The following is a 19,794-nucleotide window of genomic DNA, read 5'->3' on the forward strand; positions in this document are numbered from 1 at the left end:
ACTCACGCGGCCATCCAGCCGCCATCGACCAGAATGTTCTCACCGGTGATGAAGGTTGCATCGTCCGAGGCCAGAAAAAGTGCGGCGCCGGCGACATCGTCCGGCGCGCCCAGGCGCGGCATCGGCGTGCGGCTACGTGAGTAATCCATCCAGCGTGTTTCTGCGGCGCGTCCCGACTTGCCCGTCACGATCTTGCCGGGTGCCACCGCATTGCAGACGATATGATTCCGCGCATAATCGGCGGCGATCTGCCGGGTGATGTAAACTACGCCGGCCTTCGAGGTGCCATAGGCGATATCCTCCGGACAGGCGATCATGCCGTGCTGAGACGAGATATTGACAATCCGGCCGCGCACGCCGTTGCGCGCCTCCTGTCCCAGCATTGCGCCGACAGCAGCCTTGCTCATCAAGAATACGCCAGTGAGATTAACTGCAAAGGCGCGGTTCCATTCGTCAAGGCTGGTCTCGAGCAAGGGTTTGCCGATGCCGATGGCGGCATTGTTAACGAGACCATCGAGCCGCCCGAACGTCTCCACAGCCAGCGCAACCGCCTGTTGAGTTTCGCTTTCGGACGACACGTCGGTGCGGATGAACTCTGCCTCGTGCCCGGCTGCCCGCAGCCGATCGATGGTTGGAACACCGCCTTCACGCACGTCGGTGGTGACATCGGCCAGCACCAGCCGTGCGCCTTCGGCCGCAAAGCGGAAGGCGATCGCGCGCCCGATTCCAGACGATGCGCCTGTGATCACGATCGATTTGCCAAGTAGTCGCCCGGTCATGACGCGCCCCCGGAAGTTCTGCCGTTCAGCCCCATCCAAGATAAATAGTCAGCGGCGGCCTCGCTCACCGGAAAGGCCGGGCTGAACCCGGTGTCACGGGTAAGACGCGCGATGCTCAATGGCGCGCGATCGACGGGCAGGTTGTAGACGATGCCGGCGGTCTCACTCGATGCGGCGTACCGCCAACGGAAATCCGGAAAGCGAGCCTCCAACGTGCGACACCAGCTCGGCACGTCTGACAGGCAGCCGCCACCGACGTGATAAATCGCATGGCCGAGGCCCTCACCCATGGCGACTGCAGCGATACCGGCGGCGGCATCACGCGAGTAGATCCAGTCGGCACGCATCGCACGCGGTAGCACTGCCTCGTGACCAGACTGGAGTGCCCGCAGGACCTGGTGGTGCGGGCTGAGCGCATCTCGCACCGGGGTCGGCAATTCCCAAGGACCATAGACGGGGCCGAGCCGGACAATTCGTGTGTCGCAGCCGTGGAGATGCGCGATCCTGATCGCCGCCTGTTCCGCCGCAAGCTTGCTGATACCGTAGAGTGCGGCTGGCGCCGGATGGCTGATCGCTTCCTCGAAATAGCCGGACGGGGCGGGTGCAGAAAAACCGTAGACGGCAACAGAACTCACCGCGACGATACGTCGAATTCCGCCATGCGCGATCGCGCGCTCCATCAGGTTGATTGTACCGCCGACATTGACATCGACGATCCGGCGAGCATCCGTACGTTCACGCTGCTCATTCGATGTCACTGCGGCCGCGTGGACTACGCGGTCGATTGGCGCAGCCGCCAGCGCCGTGTCGAGATCGGTTTGGCACGTGACATCGCCGTTGACGCAGACGGCGCCTGCAAGCTCAGATCGCGCCAGCAGCTCCATCGGAGCCGGCGCCAAGTCGAACAGCACGACACGCTGGCCCGTCGCCAGCAAACGCTCCGCGAGCGCGAGTCCGATGAATCCGGCACCGCCCGTGATCAACGTGGCCATGGCTTACCGTGCTACCAGTGCTTGCCGCTCCAGACGCGCCACCCAACGCGCGATCGGATACAGCAGGACGAAGAAAATCACCGCCGCCGCCATCAGCGGCGTCGGATTGTAGGTCTGCTCTTGAGCGACGCGTGCCGAGCGCAGCAGTTCTGGCAGCGCGACTAGCGCACCGATCGAGGTGGCCTTGATCAGCTCCAGTGAATTGCTGGCCAGCGGCGCTAGCACATTGCGTATCGCCTGCGGCAGGACGATGTAGAGCACGACATGCAGCGGCTTGAAGCCGAGCGCACGCGCTGCCTCGTACTGACCTCGAGGCACGGACGCAATCCCGGCGCGAAAAATTTCGCCGTAATAGCCGGAATTGTTAAGCACGATCGCGAGAATGGCAGCAGCAAATCCGCCCAGGGTCAACCCGAGAAACGGCAGGCCATAGAACACGAGGATCAGGAGCACTACCACCGGAAATGCCCGGAAGACATCGATGTAGATCAGCAAAGCGACGTTCAGCCAGCGATGGTGGAAGCTGTAGGCTACTGCGATGGAAAGACCTAACAGAAGACCTAGCGGCAGGGCCACCAGCGCCAGGGTCAGGGTGTAAAGCAGGCCCTGCAACAACAGCGGATAGACCCGCATCAGCGCGTCGATGTCGGCAAAATTGTCCAGCAGCGCCTGCATGGTATCCTCTCATCGTCCCTGCGCTGATCGCCGCTCGATCCATCGGCTGGCAACTACGAGCGGCAGAAAGAACAGCACATAAAAGGCCGCGGCGAGCGTCAGTGGCGAGGGGTTCGCGACAATCGCAGTCACGCTCTGCGCCTGCCCCAGGGTCTCCGGCAATGACACCGCGGTGCCCAGTGCAGTGCCCTTGCTGATCGAGATCGCCCGGTTGGTCAAAAGCGGCACCGACAGCCGGAAGGCCTGAGGCAGAATGATTTGCAGCAACGTGCGTACCCGACCAAATCCGAGAGCGCTCGCTGCATCCCATTGTCCGCGCGGCACCGCCATGATGGCCGACCAGAAGATCTCGCTGCTGAACGCCGACAACACCATGGCCAGCGACAGCACCGTGGTCACGAATGGCGAGAGGGTGAGACCCACGTACGGCAAGCCGAAATAGATGAACACGATGATGACGAGTTGTGGCAACGTCCGCAGCACGTCCACGTAAACAACGATCAACGCGTTCAACAGCCGCAGGTTGGCACAACGAAGCAGCGCTAACAGCAACCCGGTCGCGATGCCGAACGCGATAATCAGCAGCGCGACGGCGACCGTCACGCGAAAGCCCGCCAGCACGTCCGGAAACGCGAGCGCGATGACCTTCGGATTGAAATAGTACTCGAGAATGCGGTCCATCGGCTGTCACCAAGTGGCGGTCGGACCGCCCTGCGATCCGGCTCTCGTGCCTGGCTACTTCTTGCACGCCGGAATGTGGGCGGCCGGCTCGAAGCCTTTGAAGCCGGGAGGCCCGTAGCCGAAAAACACCGTCTCGATCGCCGAGCCGGCATCCGGAGCGGCCCCGTACCACTTCTCGTGCAGCTTGCGCAGCCGCCCATCGAGTTTCATGCATTCAATCACGCTCTCGACCTTGTTGCGATACTCGATGTCCTCCAAACGGAACGCATAGGCGAAGTTGCGGCCGTTGAAGTCCTTGTAGCCAACCTTGATCGTTTTGTTCTGGCTGGCCGCATACACCGTCGTCGGAATTTCGTTCAGCGCGGTGAACGCGCGCCGGGTCAGCACGGCCTGCACGCTGTCCGGAAAGGTATCGTAACGCTGCACCTCGAACCCGAACTTTTCGGCATTCGCGGTCGCCCAGGTGTCTGAGATCGTGCCGCGATTCACTGCCACCGCCTTGCCCTTTAGATCGTCAAAGCCTTTCATTTCGTCGGCGGCACGGACCAGAAAGCCGTTTCCGGTGGTAAATAGCGGTTCGGTATAGAGCATCCGCTCGGATCGTTCGGCTGTCAGGTTGAGCGGGTTGACCAGGAATTCGACCCGCTTGGCAAACAACGCCGCAAACAGCCCTGAGAAGTTGATGTCGACGATTTCGACCTTCGAACGGCCGAGTTCCTTACCGATCTCGTTAATGAGATCTACGCCGAAGCCCTCGGGTCCGTTCGCTCCTCGGACCATCCATGGCGCGACACCAAAATCGGACGCGACCACCAGCGGCTTATCGGAGGGATGATCTGCCTCCTGAGCGTGAGCCGGGTTCCAGCCCGCGACCTGGATCCCGGCTAGGATCAAGGCGATTACAAGATGCTTCGATCGGAGCGTCATCGGTCGGGTCCTTCCATGCTCAAGGTTTCACGGGTTGTGCGGGATGCGTGGCAATCCAATGCCGGGCAATGTCGGCGCGCCGGCAAATCCAGACCGCATCACGCTTGGCGACGTGGTCGAGAAACCGCGCGAGGCCCGCAGCCCGACCCGGATGGCCGGCGATCCGGGTGTGCAGGCCCACCGACATCAGCTTCGGCGCGCTTGCGCCTTCGGCATGAAGCATGTCGAAGGCATCTTTCAGATAGACGAAGAAATCGTCAGCCGTCGTCATCGCGCCACGGATGAACTTGGCGTCGTTGTTCACAAGACCATAGGGGACGATCAGATGCGGCTTGCCCGCGGCGGTGGTCCAGTACGGCAGCTCGTCATTGTAGGCGTCGGAATCGTAAAGGAAGCCACCCTCCTCGGCCACCAGCCGGCGGGTGTTCACGCCCGCGCCGTAGCGGCAATACCAGCCGAGCGGCCGCTCACCGGTCGTCCGGGTGAGACTCGCAATCGTCTTTCTGATCCGCTCGCGCTCCTCATCTTCGCGGAGATGCTGATGCCGCTCCCAGCGCCAGCCATGGGCGCACACATCGTATCCATGCTCACGGATGGCCGCGGCCGCCTCCGGGTTGCGCTCCAGCGCGAGGGCGCAACCCATCACGGTGGCGGTCATGCCGCGCTCCGCGAGTAACCGAATCAGCCGCCAGAAGCCGACGCGGCTGCCATATTCGAACATCGATTCCGCAGCGAGATCCCGTCCCTCAAAGCCGCCCCCGCCCTCCGTCAGCGCCGTCTCGGTGATGCCGTCGCCATCAGCAAACGACGCCTCCGACCCTTCCTCATAATTGATGCAGATATTGAGCGCGACGCGCGCAGAGCCAGGCCATTTCGGATCCGGCGGATTACGTCCATAGCCGATGAAATCGCGATCGTGATCAGCCTGCGCGGGCATGGTGGTTTGCCTCCTATAAGCGTGCTGGCGGCATTACGATGGTCACCGCGACATCGAGACCGAAGAACACGTCATCGTCGTGCAGGCCGGTTACCCCCATCGCCACCGCAAACTCCATGGGGGCGTCGAGCACAGTCATCGGATGATGCCACACATTGCGCGCGTAAGTGACGACCTGGTCAGGGCTCGCGATGAACCCGCGCAGCATGGTCAGGTCAGGATCACCGTCCGGTGCGGCTGAGCAGACCACGGCCAAATAGCGCGCGGAGCCGAGCGGCACGAAGGTCTGCGCGGAATACGGGTGCCGCTCTAGCATGGTAGCTCGCAACGGGAGCCGTCCCAACGTCACCGCTCCGCTGATCCAAAGCGAGAACGATTTTGCCTCGTCCGCACGGTTCTGCATGGTCGGAAGGTAACGCCTTCGCTCGCCGGTCGGACGCGAAGCCACGTCGCCGAAAGGAGCAAAGGCCGCGGCGGACAGCGGCTCGAGCGAAACCGTATACGAAGGAGAATCGTTCATGGAGTTGATGTCCCGGCGCCGGTCAGACTTGCCCATTATACCAGCGGTATACCATTGGCCTTACCGTTATCGCTTTGTCAAGGTCGCAAACAGCGACCGCCGCGCACATCGGCGGCAATCGAAGGCGAAAAATCGAGCAGAATGCGGCGCGGCTGAACAGGCCTGCGCTGGCCAGGAACCTTACAGCGATGGCGATCAGCCGTGACTGTCGGGAAGGAATATCCCGAACGTCTCCAGCATGCCCTGGCGGACATTGGTGAGATGCTGGATCATGGCATGGCGCGCCACCGCCGCGTCACGCTTGATGATGGCGTCAACAATGGCAAGATGCTCGCGACACGCCGGCAACAGACGTTCGGGACGCCGCTCCACGTTGCACATCCTGATCTTGCGGCGGGTCTCTCCGATCAGGGCGGCAAGAGAGCGATTGCCGCAATGACTGGCGATCTGATCATGGATCTCGTCATCCAGCGTCCAGTGCTTGGCCTTGGTGATCTCAGCGGTGGACAGGATCTTCTCAAGGCTAGCCTTGATCGGCTGCAGCACATCGAGGCTGATACGGGTCGCGGCAAGCGAGGCCGCCTCGCTTTCGAGAATGAGTCGCAGATGGATTAATTCAAGCAATTCGGCGATACCGATATTGCGAACAATCACCGAGCCATTCGAAAGTTGTTCCAGCCGACCCTCGCCGAGCAGACGGCTGATTCCGGCACGCAGCGGAGTACGCGACACCTTAAGGCGAAGCGCTAAGCGTCGCTCCTCGATCACCTCACCCGGCGCAAGTTGCCGCGATTCAATCAAGTCTAGAAGCTTTCGATAGGTCGCCTCGGTGACGCTACCGTCCGACCGCAGACGCCTCGGTGCCTCTGCCGCTGCTGCGCGCAGGGCAGTCGTTGCGGATTGGCGCCTGCGCGCGGTCGACTTGGTCACGTTCATTCCTCGGGGCGCCGTTCGCCAACGACAAATTGATAGTCATGCAATTGCGACTTGTCGAGATGCATCGCGTCGGGCTTATGCTGGATCGAGCAGGACAATAGGAGCTGCGAAACCCACCGCTGCAGCGCCGCATGTTGCTACCACCGGCATTTGCTGCGCAAGCAACCTTGGCTCTGGTTTTACCATGAACCACGTGTATCCGAATGGAATACCACGGGTGTGAGCCTCGCGGCCGTACGTCAGCTGGCGTGCTGCCAGACCCAACGGACCAGCCGACCATCGATTTCCATGGCCTGTATGACCATCCGCCGCTCGCGATTCGTCGCCTCCGACATCGTTTAACGCCCCGCGGGTGACTGACGCGAGGGACTTAGCACCAGCGATTTCGACTCTTCGAGCCGCAACACCCACATCATGAACGAAAGCAGCCGGTTCGGGACGTGCCGGGAATCAGTCGGTGCAAAACGTACGGGTAAGCCTTTAGTTTTGCTCGAAAACGGCCGATCACGCACCTATAGTCGCGCCCAATAAATGCAAAGCAATTACTGGCAGCAAGTTAGCGGGCCGTCTGGGCTCCGTTCCAGTGGGAACCAACTTGCTGCCCGTGCCGACTTGGGGGCAGAGCGTGGCAGAGAGTATCGAGGCAACTAAGGTTGCCGGTGAAGTTAGGGTCAATTGCGCCGCGTCAGGTATGGGTTGCGGACGGCCGGATCGTCGGCGTGGCGGTCGATATATTCCATTCCCGCTTTCAGAGCCAGAAACATCGTTGCGCCGCTCGAGCCAGGATGCACTTCTTGAAGCGACATCGAGCTATTCTTGAAATCGCAAATCCACGGCTTGTCCGGAAGTTGCCCATCCCTTTCGCGCCATGGCCCGGACTTCGCCAGAACCAGATGCGGGTAACGGTTGATCAAATCGTCCACGAGAGATTCATAGTCAGACATCTTGGCTCCTGATCATTCTACGGACCGTCTTCAGATCATCCTGACCTCAGTCAGACCCAGTTCTCGACTCTAACCCCCGGCATGCGAGTAAACTCGCGCATGTTGTTAGTAACGATGATCAATCCTTCGCTGCGGGCATGTCCACCGATCTGCATGTCATGCGGACCACAGGGCGTTCCCACTCGCTCGAGTTCTGCCCGGACCTGACCGTAATGCGCGGCCGCCTTGTCCGCAAATGGCAGCACGTCAAGACGCGCCACGAAATGCTCGATAGCCGTTAGATTGTCGGCGCGGCGTGCGGATTTCTCTGCGCCATAATGCAATTCGCCAAGCGTGATGCTTGAGATACAGAGTTGTTCGGCCAGAGCATTGAACTTTTCGCGTAGTTCCAGTGGATAGTTCTTTATGACGTAGATGCAGATGTTCGTGTCGAGCATATAGGTGAGCATCAGAGCGGCTCGCGCTTCTCGGCTGCCGGCTGTCCACGCTCAACCATGAAATCCCCGCTGACGCGCGGTCCGTTCTGAAACAGATCATCCCATCGTTTGCCTTGAGGCACGATCACGCGGCTGCGGCCAATCTTCAGAATGTCAACCTGATGCACATTCTCTGGAAAGGCGACTGCCTTGGGCAGGCGGACGGCTTGGCTGCGATTACTGATGAACACCGTCGAGGTCGTCATGCTGCTTCCTAGTGTATATCCAAATGGGATATACATAGACCAGCGATGATATTTTTACAAGACCGCCCTGTCTGGCCATTTAGTCCCTACGGGTGGAATCCAAGTTCCGAACGTGGAGAGGGGAGCGTCCGACGCTCCGATCCGCCATCAAGTTCGTCTCTCGTTCGGAATCGGCAAGGAGATCGGCAAAAATCGGGGCGAAACCCTTTCCGACATGCCCGAAAATGGTATAATATTATGCTGTTATAGTTGAATCGCGAAGGCAGAAAGATCGGCAAAATGACCGGTATCGCCCATATGGAACCGATGCTTCCGGACCTTGATCCCGGCCTCAGTGATCAGGTACTCGCTCTGGTCGAGAAGTCCAGCTCCTTCAGCGGAGGCCTCAACGCGTCGCTTAAAGCTTCCGTCGGCGACATCGTCAGGGCGATGAACTGCTACTACTCCAACCTCATCGAAGGTCACGATACCCATCTCGCCGATATCGAGCGAGCGATGAAGAACGACTACTCGAAGGAGCCGAAGAAGCGGGACCTTCAGCTCGAGGCTAAAGCTCACATCGAAGTGCAGGGGATCATCGATCGCGGAGAGATGCCGTCCCCGGCTTTGTCGGTCGAGGGCATCTGCTGGATCCACCGGGAGTTCTGCAGCCGTCTTCCTGACAGCCTGCTGGCAATCGAGGACCCCGTCACGAAGGCGACGATCCGCATGACGCCTGGCGAACTCAGAAAGCGACACGTAAAGGTCGGCGAGCACCTTGCCCCCGAGCCGGCAACGCTGCCGGCTCTTCTTGCCCGCTTCGTCCAGGCCTACTCGTCGCCGATGCTGAGCAAGACGCAGCGAATTCTTTCAGTCGGCGCCGGTCATCACCGCTTGGCCTGGATCCATCCTTTCATGGACGGGAACGGCCGCGTCACCCGCCTCTTGTCGCATGCGCTCCTGAAAGAACTCGGCATCGGCTCGGAGTTGTGGTCCGTATCGCGCGGCCTGGCGCGCAACGTCGGCCGCTACAAGGAACTGCTGCAGGCCGCGGACGAGCCTCGTCGCGGAGATCTGGACGGGCGCGGCACCTTGACCGAAGCCGGCCTCGCCGAATTCTGCCGGTTCTTCCTTGAGGTCTGCATCGATCAGATCGACTTTATGAGGTCTCCGCTCAATCCTTCCGAGCTTATGAACCGCGTCGAGGTCTGGGCGGACGAGGAGGTTCGAGCCAAGCGTCTTCCCAAGGGTTCATGGCGGCTCCTGCGGGAGGCGATCTTGATCGGAGAGTTTCCGCGCGCACGCGCTGTCGAATTGACAGGTTACCAGGACAGGCAGGCGCGCACGGTACTCGGCGAGTTGGTCGCGAAAGGCCTCCTAGTGTCCGATACGCCGAAGGGCCCTGTCCGTCTTGGCTTCCCGTCGACCGTCATCGAGCGCTGGTTTCCTGGACTGTACCAGCCGCGTCCGTCGATCGTCGCCGAGGCGAGCAAGACCCCAGCCCCGACCGCAGCCAGCGACGGAGAGAAAGCCAAGCTGGCCGAGGAATTGAGCTCGCGCATGGCGCGGCGGGGCTGGGCGGTCCCGGACAATTTCGCAGAGACGATCTCCATCTATGCCGACGAGAGCGCCCTCGCTGCCATGCTGGAACAGGTCTGGCGAGCCAGCACGCTCAAAGACCTGCTCGACGAGCACCAGATAGTCATGCCGGGAATGGCGAACGACTAGGGTCGCCCTGAAAAAAGCCCCGCCGTTCGGCGCGGCTTTTTGCGATCGCGGGCCTATGCCCAAATCGTGGACGTTCTATGGTGTGAACCAGACCGGTGGCGCCGAGTAGAGGACCTACTTTGCCCCGATTAGGGGACGTACTTGTAGGGGACGAACTATGCCCGCGCGGCGATCCCCAACGCTAGGAGCTCCGCTCTCGTTGGATGTTTACGCCGCAACTTGCGCAGCCTTCGCACGCTCCTCAAGAGCATAGATCGTCGATACGAGGTTGTCGCGTCGCTCGCGAAGATTTAGCGCAAGCAGCGGATATATCGGCTGCCGCACGTCGAACACTCCTGCCTTGACCTCTTCTTCGAGGATATCGGAATTCAAAAGATCGACGCGCCACCATAAATCGGAGATGGCGGTGAGCTTTTCGCTCATGTTCGAGGGCGGCGGCCAGCCGATCTCGGGGGCCGGCGGCGTGATCCCCGACAAGATCGAGGACGGCGTACCCGACCTGCCCACCAACGCCTTCTTCGCTTACGGCCACTACGAAGGCATTCCCCGCGTGCTCGACCTGATGGACAAGCACCGGATCAAGCTCTCATCGTTCATGATCGGCAAAGCGGTCGAGACCTCGCCGGACCTCGCCCGGGAGATCGTGCGCCGCGGTCATGAGGCTGCCGCCCACGGCCGCGTTTGGGACAATTCATACCGACTCTCACGCGATGAGGAAAAACGCTTCATCGCCGACAGTGTCGAGACGATCCAGAAGATCACCGGCGAGAAGCCGCTCGGCTGGAACGCCTACTGGATGCGCAACTCCATTCACATCCTGGAGACGCTGCAGGATCTCGGTTTCCTCTATCACATCGACGAGCCGAGCCACGACGAGCCGTTCATCGTCCCGGTGCGCGGACGGGACTTTGTGACCGTTCCCTACACCTTCCACATGAACGATATCGTCTCCTTCCCGTTCGACGGCTGGAATCCGGCCGCCTACGAGCAGGCGCTGCGCGATGAATTCGACCAGCTTTACGACGAAGGCGCGCATCGGCGGCGCATGATGGTGATCAGCCTGCACGACCGCATCTCCGGCCACGCCGGCCGGGTTCGCGCCCTCGACCGCTTCCTGACCTACGCAAAGAGCAAGGAGGGCGTCTGGTTCGCCCGGAAGGACGAGATTGCCCGGTGGGCGCTCGATCATCGCGCCGACACGCCCGTCATCGAACGCGGCTCGCCGAACGTGACGGGCTTGCCCGGACCTACGGCCTGAAGGAATATCCTTATGTCAGCTCAACTGAACCAGGCGCGCGTCCTGCTTGATCACGTCACGCTGCGCACCAACGATCTTGAAGGCACTCGCGCCTTCCTGGAAGCCGTGCTGGATTTGAGGCCGGGCTATCGGCCGGCCTTCTCCTTTCCGGGCTACTGGCTCTATGACGATGCCGAACCTGTCGTGCACCTGATTCCGGGCCGTGGCGGTCCGGCAGATCGAACGGGTGAGACAATCGACCACGTGGGCTTTCGTCTTACCGATCATGACGGCATGCGCCGCAAGCTGGATGACCTCGACATCCCCTATTCGCGAATGGAGTTGCCCGAGCTCGGTGAACGCCGCCTCTTCGTTCGGACCCCCGCGGGAATACTCCTGGAGCTGGTTTTTCGCGATACGACAACCATTTCCAAGCAAACGAGTGACTAATAGGTCTTCAAAACCTGCCATTTTCACTCTTGCTCACTTGCTATCGACACCCGCCCTCGCCGCCGGCGACGTAATGAATGACCGCTTCGCGCCATTAGCAGACTTTCAAACCGGCTTTGGACCGCGACGAACGCGCTTTGGCTATTCCTTTGTCGAGCTTACTTTGGTCGCTTGCGGGCGATTTACGCAACCGTGGTGCCGCATATTCCAGAAAACTGTGCATCTTTAGAGGCAAAAGACCTTGACCGGCATGAACCCAAATGCACGGGCATTGGTTCGGGCTCGTACTCCGTCTGAACGATCCGGATTTTGCCCTCGCTGATAGCTTGGGCGACCTGATAAGACAGGACGTGGGTAATACCAATCCCGGCGATCGCGGCATCAATCGCTGCCTCCGCCGTGTTGACATTAAGACGGCATCTTGGACGCTGCGCCTGAGCGAGATCTGGTCTTGCGCCGGGATCGCGCGGCGGGCCCACTCAACGGGGGCCGATCACTCAGCGTCGTCACCTAAGCGAGCCAGCGTTTGCGCCGCTTGTAGTGCTTCACATCGCGGAATGATTTTCGCTTCTCGCCGGCGACGCCAAGATAGAATTCCTTGACGTCCTCATTTGCGGCGAGCGCCCTGGCCTCGCCGTCCATCACCACGCGGCCATTTTCGAGGATATATCCGTAGTTGGCGTATTTGAGTGCCATATTGGTGTTCTGCTCGGCGAGCAAAAACGAGACACCTTCCTTGACGTTCAGATCCTTCACGATCTCGAAGATCTCTTCGACGATCTGCGGCGCGAGGCCCATCGAAGGCTCGTCGAGCAGGATCATCTTCGGGCGCGACATCAGCGCACGGCCGATCACGCACATCTGCTGTTCGCCGCCCGACGTATAGCCGGCGGTCGAATTCCGCCGCTCCCCGAGACGGGGGAAATAGGCATAGACTCGCTCCAGATCCTGCGCGATCGCGGCCTTGCCGTCCCTGCGCGTGAAGGCGCCGGTCAGCAGATTCTCTTCGACCGTGAGGTGAGCGAAGCAACGCCGTCCTTCCATCACCTGAATGCAGCCGCGCCGCACCACATCGTTTGGCGATAGCGACTGCACTTCGACGCCGTCGAACAGGATCGAGCCCTTGGTGACCTCGCCGCGCTCCGCATGCAGCAGATTGGAAACCGCCTTCAGCGTCGTTGTCTTGCCCGCACCATTGGCGCCGAGAAGCGCGACAATTCCGCCCCGTGGCACATCCAGCGACACCCCCTTCAACACGAGGATGACGTGATCGTAGACAACCTCGATATTGTTGACCGATAGAAACAGCGCTGCCGCTTCTGTCGCGACGGCGGCCTTAGGGATTGACACGCGGCTCCTCCAGACGGTTGCGGCTCTCGGGATATCCGGGAGGAGGCGAACGCTCCTCCCGGATCGCCGAGATGAGTTCAGCTCTCCTTCGAGCAGTCCCGCGGCTTGACGTTCTTCTCCGCGGCATACTTCCCGGAAACTTCCTCGACGAGCGGTTCGGTCTCGGATTGGTTGGCCGTGTACCAGTCAGAGATGACTTTCCAGCCCTTGCCGTCCCACTGCTGTACGCGCCCGTCCCGCGCGCCCTCGTGGTCGGAGCAAGAAATCCTGATCGGCTTCAACATACCCTCGAAGCCGAGTTCCTTGATACGTGCATCCGAGAGGTTGAGGTTCTCCAGACCCCAGCGGACCTGCTCGCCCGTCAGCGGCTTCTTGCCGAACTTTTCCTGCGCCTTGCGGATCGCCTCGACCCCGAGCATGGCGTTCACCATGCCGCGGTTGTAGAGAACCTCGCCGACCTTGCCGGGCTCCGACGCCCCCTTGTCCCTTGCATAGACGTACTTCTCGATGTCGGCATGCACGAGGAACTTGCCTGCGCCATGCTGAAGCATCAGCGACTTGTAGCCGACGGCTTGATCGCCTGCGGGAGTTACATCCGGCTCCGCGCCCGACCACCAAACACCGATCATCTTGTCGCGCGGATAGGCAACGGCCGCCGCTTCCTTGACTGCCGTGCCGTTCATGACGCCCCAGCCCCAGACCAAGACATAGTCCGGCCGATTCTGGCGGATCGCAAGCCATTGCGACTTCTGTTCGACACCGGGGTGCGTCACCGGGATCGGCGTGAACTCAAAGCCGTACTTCTTTGCCAGCACCTGCAGCATCGGGATCGGCTCCTTGCCGTAAGGGCTGTCGTGATAGAGCAATGAAATCTTCTTGCCTTTCAGCTTGTCGAAGCCGCCGACCTCCTTGGCGATGTGCTGAATCGCGATATCGGCCGCAGACCAGTACGTGCCGAGCAGCGGGAAATTGTACGCGAACACGGCTCCATTCTTGGAATCGGCACGGCCGTAGCCCATCGTGATAATCGGGATCTTGTCAGTCGTGGTCTTTTCAGTGAGGGCGAATGTAATGCCAGTCGACAGCGGATTGATGAAGGCCGCGCCGGTCGGGCCCTTGCCTTTGAGACGCTCGTAACACTCAACGCCCTTGTCGGTGGCGTAGCCAGTCTCGCATTCCTCGACCAGAAGCTTGACGCCGTTGATGCCGCCGTCGCGCTCATTGATCAGGCTGTAGTAGTCAGCCACGCCGTTTGCATACGGCACGCCGTTCACGGCGTACGCGCCCGTCCGGTAGGACAGTATCGGGATGAACTGTTCGTTCTGCGCCGCAGCCGGAGCGGCAAGCGCTGCGCTTGATAACATGGCTGCCGCCAGTATCAGTTTGTTGCGTACCATATTGGTGTCCTCCTCATTCAGCCCGGTTTTTTGCCGTACCGGGTCTTGTTTTCGCGGGGCTTCCTTGCTGCTGTTGCCAACGACCGCCGCTCCGCGTTGCGATCTCCGGCTTCCTTCGCGCTGACCGCCCCTTCAGTAGGGAAACGGCCAAAGTCTGAGCTTCTCCTTGCCAATCGATATGAGCCGGGCAAACCCATGTGGCTCCTTGATGAGAAGATAGCAGATCAACGATCCAAAGATGATGAATTCCAGATGAGTGATCGTCTCTGTCGATAGCGGCACACCGAGCTGGGTTGGAATCAGGTTCAGCAGGATCGGCAGAATGAGGATAAAGGCCGCACCGACGAACGAACCCATGATCGATCCCAACCCGCCGATGATCACCATGAACAGAAGCTGCAGCGAACGGTCGATCGAGAACGCGAGCGGCTCCCATGAGCCCAGATAGACGAACGCCCAGAGGGCGCCGGCCACGCCGATGATAAATGAAGAGACCGCAAAAGCCGTGAGCTTTGCGTAGAGTGGCCGGATGCCGATCAGCTCGGCGGCTATGTCCATGTCGCGGATTGCCATCCACTGTCTGCCGAGATTGCCGCGAACGAGGTTCTTCGCCAGGACCGCGAACACGGTTATGAAGATCAGGCACAGCAGATAGCGCTCGATAGGCGTGTTTACGGCCAGACCGAAGAAATCCAATCTCGGCGCATTGACCGACCCTGACGGCGCGTAATTGGTGAACCACGGCACCCGCAGGAATACCCAGTCGAAGAAGAACTGTGCCGCGAGCGTTGCGACCGCGAGATAAAGGCCCTTGATCCGCAGACTGGGAATACCGAAGAGGATGCCGGCAATCGCTGCCATGAGCCCGCCGAGCAAAATGGATGGCAGCACAGGCAATGGCGGGATCGAAATCGCGAAACCAAACCAGGCGAGCGGAATATGAACGCCGGTTCCCAACTTGTAAGCAGAATAGGCGCCGATAGCCATGAATGCGCCGCTGCCGAGCGAGATCTGGCCGCAATAGCCGACGAGAACGTTTACGCCGATCGCGGCGAGCGCGAGGATCAGGAAGGGCAGCAGAATGGCCCACAGCAGATACTCGCTGTTGAACGGCCAAATGTGGAAAGTCGCCAGCAGCGGCACCCCAACGAAGGCGATCCCAAGCAAGATACCAAGCGCAATTCGATCCTGGCGGATCGGGAAGATCGCCATATCTTCCGCGTAAGTCGTCTTGAATTGGCCAGCCTCACGATAAAGCACAACAAATTCCTCGTCTCAGATACGTTCGATGATCCGCTCGCCGAACAGCCCCTGCGGCCGCACGAGCAGTACCGCCAACGCCAGCACATAGGCGAACCAATATTCGATACCGCCACCAATATACGACCCCAGGAACACCTCCGCGATCTTCTCGCCCGCACCCACAATGAACCCGCCGACGATGGCCCCTGGAATTGAGGTAAGGCCCCCAATGATCAGAACCGGCAAGGCCTTCAGCGCGAGAAACGTGATGGAGAACTGTACGCCCAGTTTGGTACCCCACACGGTCGCCGCAACCAGCGCAACGAGACCGGCGGCAAGCCAGACTACGAACCAGATCCAGCTGATTGGAATCCCGACCGACTGCGCGGCCAAGTGGTCATCTGCAACCGCCCTAAGTGCGCGACCGGTCTTGGTACGCTCGAAGAAGATCGCGAGGCCCGCGACCAGAATGCCGGCGATAAAGCCGCCCCAGACATCCAGCTTGTTGAGCAGAATTCCACCGGGAAAGAGATTTTCAAACAGGAACCAGGCGTCCGTCGGAAACAGCCGCAAAGGGTAAGCATCGGAACCGAAGATCATCTGGGCCGCACCCTCGAGGATGAATGTCACGCCGATGGTAGACATGAACAGCGTAAGGGCGTCCTGGTTGACAAGAGGTCCGATCACGAACCGCTCGATCAACCAGGCCGTTATCGCCATGATCACGGCAGCGAAGCCAATGCCGAGGATGATCGCAGCCCAAAGCGGGAAACCCCAGGCCACCAGCAGGTCGAGCGAGCGAACCAGCGCAAGCCCGGCGAGCAAGACCATTGCGCCTTGCGCAAAGTTAAAGACGCCGGATGCTTTGAAGATCAACACGAAGCCGAGCGCGACCAGCGAATACAGCACGCCGGACATCAATCCGCCGATCAGCACTTCAAGAAATTGACCCAACGCGATCACGCAACGCTCCTTAATGCGCGACGCCGAGATAGGCGTCGATCACGCCCTGATTCTTCTTGACCTCATCCGGGGTGCCGTCGGCGATCTTCACGCCGTGATCGAGTACCGCCACGCGATGGGAGAGATCCATCACCACAGCCATGTCGTGCTCGATCAGCGCAATCGTCGTGCCGTAATGATTGTTCACGTCGACGATGAACCGCGACATGTCCTCCTTCTCCTCGAGGTTCATGCCTGCCATCGGCTCGTCGAGGAGAAGAAGGTCCGGCTCCATCGCAAGGGCGCGGCCGAGTTCGACGCGTTTCTGCAGGCCATATGGCAAACGCGCAACCGGCACCTTGCGGATCGCCTCAATCTCCAGAAAATCGATGATCTCCTCGACCCGGTGCCGATGCTCGATCTCCTCCGCCAGCGCCGGTCCGTAGCGCAGCATCTGCAAAAAAAGGCCCCGGCGCATCCTCAATGTGCGGCCAGCCATAATATTGTCGAGCGCGCTCATTCCCCTGAACAGTGCGACGTTTTGAAAGGTGCGCGCGATGCCGCCACGGGACGCCTCGAACGGCTGCATCTGGGCGCGGGTCTGTCCCTTGAAGGTGATCGCGCCATGATTGGGATGATAGAAGCCGTTGATGACGTTGAGCATCGAAGTCTTCCCGGCGCCGTTCGGTCCGATGATGGCGCGAATTTCACCTTTCCTGATGTCAAACGAAACGTCCCTCAGCGCTTTCACACCGCCAAACGCCAGCGATACCCCCTGGACCAGAAGCAAGATTTCGCTCGTATCCGGCATCCTCATGCGGCTTTCCCCAATGGTTCTCTCGCACCAATTGTTTGCAGATCGCGGATCCTGACCCGAGCCGCGATCACGCCCTTGCGGCCATCCTCAAAAGTGACCTCGGTGGAAATGTCCGCTTCATGCGAACCGTCGTAGAGCGCCGTGACCAGTGGCGCATAGCGCTCGGCGATGAACCCGCGGCGAACTTTCTGGGTGCGGGTCAATTCGCCATCGTCTGCGTCGAGTTCCTTGTGCAGAATGAGAAAGCGGCGAATCTGCGCGCCCGCCAGCACCTTTCCCTCCGCGAGAGAGCGGTTCACCTCGGCAACATCTTTCGCCACCATGTCGTAGACCAGCGGATGCCCCGCCAGCTCCTGATAGGAACCGTATGCGATGTTGTTGCGTTCAGCCCAGTTCGCCACAGCGACCGGGTCGATATTAAGAAAGGCGCAAACGAAATCTCTGGAGTCGCCGTAAACGACCGCTTCCTTGATGTTGGGGAAAAACTTCAACTTGTTCTCAAGATACTTCGGCGCAAACATCGTGCCGTCAGCCAGCCGGCCAACATCCTTCGCGCGATCGATGATCTTCAGGTGCCCGGTCTTCTCGTCGAAGAAACCGGCGTCGCCGGTCTTGACGTAGCCGTCGGACGTCATGGCCTCCGCAGTCTTCGCCTGATCCTTGAAGTATCCGACGAACATGCCCGGTGAGCGGAATTGCACCTCGCCAGTTTCCGCAATGCGGATGTCGACGTTCGGTGCAGCCGGGCCGACCGTATCGGAGTAGATCTCACCGTCAGGCTGGCAGGTAACGTAAAGGAACGCTTCGGTCTGACCGTAGAGTTGCTTCAGGTTCAATCCGATCGAGCGATAGAACGCGAACAGATCCGGACCGATGGCCTCACCTGCAGTATAGGCGACGCGTACGCGAGACAAGCCAAGAACGTTCTTGAGGGGCTCGTAGACCATCAAGCGCCCGAGTGCATAGAGCAATCGGCCAGACAACGGCACCGGCTTTCCGGTCAAAATCGACTCGCCATACCGCCGCGCAATGCCAAGGAAGTAGCTGAACATGCGTCGCTTGATGGCTGCCGCGTCCTCCATGCGGATCATTACCCGCGTCAGCATGGCCTCGAAACCGCGCGGCGGGGCGAAATAGAAGGTTGGTCCGATCTCGCGCCGATCCTGTTCGATCGTCTCACCGCTCTCGGGACACGCCATGCAGAATCCGGCGACAATGCCCTGTGCATAGTTGAGGTAATGATCACCAACCCAGGCGAGCGGCAGGTAGGCGAGCGCCACATCCTTGTCGGTCAGGCTGTCAAACCTGACGGTATCCGTCGCAGCGTCGATGCAGCCTCGCGCCGACAGCATGACGCCCTTCGACGCGCCGGTGGTTCCCGAGGTGTAGAGGATGATCGAGATGTCAGAACCTTCACCCTGCCGGATGAACTCATCGATCTGCCTGCCGAGCGCCGCGCTCGCCGCAAGCGCGGCGCGGCCGTCTTCGATGACATCGCGGATTGCGATCAATCGGTCGTGGTCGTAGTCATCGAGGCCACGCGGCTCGTCATAGACGACCTTGTGGAGATGCGGCACCCGGCCGGATACAGAAAAGACCTTGTCGACCTGCTCCTGATCTTGCGCCGCAACAAACTTCACGTCGGCCTGAGCGAGGACATAAGCAAGCTCGTCGGCCACTGCATCCGAATAGACCGGAACCGGAATCGCGCGCAGCACTTGCGCTGCCATCAGCGTCCAATAGAGCTTCGGCCGGTTGGAACCAACGATGGCGATCGTGTCTCCTGGCTGCAGTCCCAGTCGATGCAAGCCCGCAGCATAAGCGCGCACGATCTCTGCGACCTTCGCCCAGGTCCATGTCTGCCAGATGCCGAGATCCTTGTGCCGAAACGCAGGACGGCCGCTAAACTGCGCGGCATTTCGCGCCAGCAGCTTGGGGAACGTGTCAAACGATCCGCCAACGGCCATGTCGGTCTCTATCCAAAACCGGCACGTTGGTTCGCGCCTGCTTATTGTGACGCTGCGCCATTCGGGATGCAGCCATACGGATTCCGCATGCGTCCTTACATTACAACGGACCGAAAGTCCTACAAGTCCCGGCTTGACCGACCCGAACCCGTTGGTGGGTATCAGTTGGTATAAATAAGAAAGCTGGCGACCGGCGGTGGCGCAGCTCTACTTGCAGTGGCGGTCCTTCGAATATGCAGACTGTAGTTCATCTGCAGGACGCCTTGATACGTCCACGCGCTCCCATGCTTGACCGCGATTGAGGCCGCGCTGACGGGCCGTTCGAATTCCATGTTCGCTCCGATCTCCATCTTAAGTCACTTCGCGCCGAAACGCCCGGCGTCTGGATCACGATGAGATTCGACGAGGTTCTCGACGCCGCCGCCAAAGCTGCGTTACGCGACATGATCGAACTCATCCGCGAACGAGGCAATGCCATGCGGAGCCGCCCCATGAAATCGCCCGACAACGCCGCGGCCAGTCGGGAATCCAATAGCTAAAGCACCTGATCTCGAGAATCGCGCGAGGCGGAGACGTATCACACAACAGCCCTTCGGCCGGCCATACCTCTCT

22 protein-coding genes are annotated in these 19,794 nt (G+C 60.3%); 4 read left to right on the top strand and 18 right to left on the bottom strand.

The window, feature by feature from the left end; all coding sequences use genetic code 11:
* Positions 1-2: 2 nt before the first annotated feature.
* From GWG65_RS23950 to vapB, 11 genes are all read right to left on the bottom strand, one after another.
* The gene (locus tag GWG65_RS23950; RefSeq protein WP_275198030.1) at positions 3-779 is read right to left on the bottom strand and encodes a glucose 1-dehydrogenase; all 777 of its coding nucleotides are present in this window, start codon (positions 777-779) and stop codon (positions 3-5) included.
* Complete coding sequence (locus GWG65_RS23955) at positions 776-1,771, bottom strand: NAD(P)-dependent oxidoreductase (RefSeq protein WP_275198031.1); 996 nt, start codon at positions 1,769-1,771, stop codon at positions 776-778. The genes GWG65_RS23950 and GWG65_RS23955 overlap by 4 nt, the downstream gene beginning before the upstream one ends.
* Positions 1,772-1,774: 3 nt before the next feature.
* A complete protein-coding gene (locus GWG65_RS23960; RefSeq protein WP_275198032.1) occupies positions 1,775-2,446 on the bottom strand; it encodes an amino acid ABC transporter permease in 672 nt (223 codons plus the stop codon).
* Between the two features lie 9 nt (positions 2,447-2,455).
* Positions 2,456-3,127: an amino acid ABC transporter permease gene (locus GWG65_RS23965; RefSeq protein ID WP_275198033.1), complete on the bottom strand. Its 672-nt coding sequence runs from the start codon at positions 3,125-3,127 to the stop codon at positions 2,456-2,458.
* Between the two features lie 54 nt (positions 3,128-3,181).
* Positions 3,182-4,021 carry an ABC transporter substrate-binding protein gene (locus tag GWG65_RS23970; protein WP_275198034.1) on the bottom strand — a complete coding sequence of 280 codons (840 nt, stop codon included), beginning with the start codon at positions 4,019-4,021 and terminating at the stop codon, positions 3,182-3,184.
* A 52-nt stretch (positions 4,022-4,073) separates the two neighbouring features.
* On the bottom strand, positions 4,074-4,991 hold the full coding sequence (locus GWG65_RS23975; protein ID WP_275198035.1) for an allantoinase PuuE: 918 nt from the start codon (positions 4,989-4,991) through the stop codon (positions 4,074-4,076).
* A 13-nt stretch (positions 4,992-5,004) separates the two neighbouring features.
* A complete protein-coding gene (locus GWG65_RS23980; protein WP_275198036.1) occupies positions 5,005-5,547 on the bottom strand; it encodes an ureidoglycolate lyase in 543 nt (180 codons plus the stop codon).
* 159 nt (positions 5,548-5,706) lie between these two features.
* A complete protein-coding gene (locus GWG65_RS23985) occupies positions 5,707-6,447 on the bottom strand; it encodes a GntR family transcriptional regulator (RefSeq protein WP_275198037.1) in 741 nt (246 codons plus the stop codon).
* A 671-nt stretch (positions 6,448-7,118) separates the two neighbouring features.
* A complete protein-coding gene (locus GWG65_RS23990; protein ID WP_275198038.1) occupies positions 7,119-7,391 on the bottom strand; it encodes a hypothetical protein in 273 nt (90 codons plus the stop codon).
* A 50-nt stretch (positions 7,392-7,441) separates the two neighbouring features.
* The gene (gene vapC / locus GWG65_RS23995) at positions 7,442-7,840 is read right to left on the bottom strand and encodes a tRNA(fMet)-specific endonuclease VapC (protein ID WP_275198039.1); all 399 of its coding nucleotides are present in this window, start codon (positions 7,838-7,840) and stop codon (positions 7,442-7,444) included.
* Positions 7,840-8,073 (bottom strand): type II toxin-antitoxin system VapB family antitoxin, encoded by a 234-nt coding sequence (gene vapB, locus GWG65_RS24000; RefSeq protein ID WP_275198040.1) that lies wholly within the window; start codon positions 8,071-8,073, stop codon positions 7,840-7,842. Before vapB ends, vapC begins: the two co-directional genes overlap by 1 nt.
* Positions 8,074-8,352: 279 nt before the next feature.
* Here vapB and GWG65_RS24005 point away from each other — a divergent pair, with 279 nt between their 5' ends.
* The gene (locus GWG65_RS24005) at positions 8,353-9,780 is read left to right on the top strand and encodes a Fic family protein (RefSeq protein ID WP_275198041.1); all 1,428 of its coding nucleotides are present in this window, start codon (positions 8,353-8,355) and stop codon (positions 9,778-9,780) included.
* Between the two features lie 207 nt (positions 9,781-9,987).
* Here the strand turns inward: GWG65_RS24005 and GWG65_RS24010 are convergent, their stop codons facing one another.
* On the bottom strand, positions 9,988-10,203 hold the full coding sequence (locus GWG65_RS24010; protein WP_275198042.1) for a hypothetical protein: 216 nt from the start codon (positions 10,201-10,203) through the stop codon (positions 9,988-9,990).
* Here GWG65_RS24010 and GWG65_RS24015 point away from each other — a divergent pair.
* Both GWG65_RS24015 and GWG65_RS24020 read left to right on the top strand, forming a co-directional pair.
* Entirely contained in the window at positions 10,187-11,038 is an 852-nt protein-coding gene (locus GWG65_RS24015) for a polysaccharide deacetylase family protein (protein WP_275198043.1), read from the top strand. The two genes, GWG65_RS24010 and GWG65_RS24015, sit on opposite strands and share 17 nt — an antisense overlap.
* Before the next feature lie 12 nt (positions 11,039-11,050).
* A complete protein-coding gene (locus GWG65_RS24020) occupies positions 11,051-11,467 on the top strand; it encodes a VOC family protein (protein ID WP_275198044.1) in 417 nt (138 codons plus the stop codon).
* 510 nt (positions 11,468-11,977) lie between these two features.
* Here the strand turns inward: GWG65_RS24020 and GWG65_RS24030 are convergent.
* The 6 genes from GWG65_RS24030 to GWG65_RS24055 all read right to left on the bottom strand — a co-directional run bounded on the left by GWG65_RS24030 (position 11,978) and on the right by GWG65_RS24055 (position 19,182).
* Positions 11,978-12,817 (bottom strand): ABC transporter ATP-binding protein, encoded by an 840-nt coding sequence (locus tag GWG65_RS24030; protein WP_275198045.1) that lies wholly within the window; start codon positions 12,815-12,817, stop codon positions 11,978-11,980.
* A 77-nt stretch (positions 12,818-12,894) separates the two neighbouring features.
* A complete protein-coding gene (locus GWG65_RS24035; protein ID WP_275198046.1) occupies positions 12,895-14,214 on the bottom strand; it encodes an ABC transporter substrate-binding protein in 1,320 nt (439 codons plus the stop codon).
* Between the two features lie 132 nt (positions 14,215-14,346).
* On the bottom strand, positions 14,347-15,474 hold the full coding sequence (locus tag GWG65_RS24040; protein ID WP_275198047.1) for a branched-chain amino acid ABC transporter permease: 1,128 nt from the start codon (positions 15,472-15,474) through the stop codon (positions 14,347-14,349).
* Positions 15,475-15,489: 15 nt separating this feature from the next.
* Positions 15,490-16,419 carry a branched-chain amino acid ABC transporter permease gene (locus tag GWG65_RS24045; protein WP_275198048.1) on the bottom strand — a complete coding sequence of 310 codons (930 nt, stop codon included), beginning with the start codon at positions 16,417-16,419 and terminating at the stop codon, positions 15,490-15,492.
* A 10-nt stretch (positions 16,420-16,429) separates the two neighbouring features.
* On the bottom strand, positions 16,430-17,215 hold the full coding sequence (locus GWG65_RS24050; RefSeq protein ID WP_275198049.1) for an ABC transporter ATP-binding protein: 786 nt from the start codon (positions 17,213-17,215) through the stop codon (positions 16,430-16,432).
* Entirely contained in the window at positions 17,212-19,182 is a 1,971-nt protein-coding gene (locus tag GWG65_RS24055) for an AMP-binding protein (RefSeq protein WP_275198050.1), read from the bottom strand. Before GWG65_RS24055 ends, GWG65_RS24050 begins: the two co-directional genes overlap by 4 nt.
* Before the next feature lie 392 nt (positions 19,183-19,574).
* Between GWG65_RS24055 and GWG65_RS24060 the strand changes: the two genes are divergently transcribed.
* Positions 19,575-19,721, top strand: coding sequence for a hypothetical protein (locus tag GWG65_RS24060; protein WP_275198051.1), 147 nt, complete (start codon positions 19,575-19,577; stop codon positions 19,719-19,721).
* The last annotated feature ends 73 nt before the right edge of the window (positions 19,722-19,794 follow it).

This window comes from Bradyrhizobium sp. CSA207 (genome assembly GCF_029051685.1).
In the GTDB taxonomy this organism is placed as follows: domain Bacteria; phylum Pseudomonadota; class Alphaproteobacteria; order Rhizobiales; family Xanthobacteraceae; genus Bradyrhizobium.